The organism is Mesonia oceanica (assembly GCF_902499555.1).
Classification (GTDB): Bacteria; Bacteroidota; Bacteroidia; order Flavobacteriales; family Flavobacteriaceae; genus Mesonia; species Mesonia oceanica.
Genome location: NZ_CABVMM010000046.1, coordinates 1 through 1,772 on the forward strand (window position 1 = coordinate 1; position 1,772 = coordinate 1,772).

Here is a 1,772-nt window from a genome sequence, read left to right on the forward strand (position 1 = left end):
TCTATTTGAGATTTTAATTCTTTCGTCAATTATTTCAGAAGATAATGATTTGTACTTAAACTTTTGATTCATTTTCTTCTCTAAGGAAGCCGATCTTCCTATTCCATTATCGTTAATTTCAATGTTTAAAAAACCATGGTGTAGAGAAAAAGAAATAATAAGCCTTTTTTTACCTTCTTTAGAATTAAACCCATGCAAGAGTGCATTTTCAATAAATGGCTGTAACAGTAGAGGGGGAATATAAATGGAGGTTGGATTAATTTTATCATCTATTGAATAATTTACGATCAAGTCATGATTAAATCTTAATTCCTGAATAGCAATATAGGTTTTAATGTAATTAATTTCATTTTGAAGACTATGTTTTTCTATTCTCATAAACTCTAAATTGAATCGAACGAGTTTTGCAAATTCATTAAAATAGAAATTGATCTCCTCTGTTTTTTTCCCTAAGAGCGTATTCTGCAAGTTATTAATCGTGTTAAAAATGAAATGGGGGTTCATTTGAGATTGAATGAACTTCATATTAAGCTTTTGGATATTCGTGTACGCTTGGTGCTTTTCATGTTGCAACTTAAGCTTGTGTTTGTAGGCCATAAAGGTCACAAATACAACAACAAGCAGTACCAAAATTATAAACCAGGTTTTTTTATAAATAACATTCTCAACATGCAAGTAATAGGTGAGTGTATTGGTTTTTATTCCATTATTATTTTCAGCAAAGACTTCAAGCGTATGGGTTCCGGCCGATAAATATTGAATGTTAAGAATACCATCAGCTAGTGTATTGGTCCAATTATTTTCTTCATTTAAAAATCTATAATAGTAAGTTACATCTTCGGCTTTTTGAAGACTATTAGAAACCCCAAACTCAAGTTTTAAATTATTTTTATTGGGCAAATGAAAGTGGGAAATATCTCTAATACCAAAGTGTTCATTTTGAATTAACCTATTGTTTTCACCCCGAATCTCGTACCCTAAAAGGAGAAGTTTATTTTCTTCATCAAGATTAAACGTATTTTTAGTGATGGCTGTTATACCGTTTAGAGTACCAAGAAGAATACTTCCAGTAGTAGTTAAAAGTGCAGAATTTCTATTAAATTCAAAATGTGAAAGCCCGTCTGATGTGTTGAATTTTAATTTATGAATAGGGTCATTATCTTTAATAAGGTACAAGCCATTATACGTTGAAATCCAGGTATCATGCTCATGATTAATAATAGATGCAATTCTTAGGTTTTTTTCTCTAAAAAAAGGGTCTAATGAATAGAGGTTGCTTTCTACATCGAGTTTTACGATTAGGTTATCTTCAAATATGACCCAGAGCAAACCTTGAGCGTCAAAATAAAGTTTATAAGGAAGTGCATGTATTTCTGAGAGGATTTCATCTGGAAACTGAATAGAAGCGCTTAGGTTTAAATGTTCATCAAGTTTTAAAACTCCTTTATCACTTGCAATCCAGAAGCCAGAAACAGGATCTCTTACAATATCATTAACAAGATTTACAATCAGGTCTTCTTTGATCCTATTCTTATTGATGAATAATTTTTTGTTGGTATTAAATACATATAAGCCTTTATCACCACCTAATAACAATTCATTTTCTGATAATTGAAGTATGGAAAGGAAATCTCTTTTGTCTGTTCTAGTTAGTGGGGAGCTTTGTTCAAGACATTCATAACACTTAAATAGCTCACCGCTTTTAGCATGTAGATCCAGCCTGTGTAATTTTTCGTCAATGCCCACAGTCCATAAAATCGAATCTCCCTCAA

The 1,772-nt window shown here is 31.3% G+C and carries 1 protein-coding gene; it reads right to left on the reverse strand.

Going from position 1 to position 1,772, the window contains the following annotated elements; genetic code table 11:
• A partial coding sequence (locus FVB9532_RS19230) for a sensor histidine kinase (RefSeq protein WP_150546804.1) occupies positions 1-1,772 on the reverse strand: 1,772 nt, incomplete at both ends.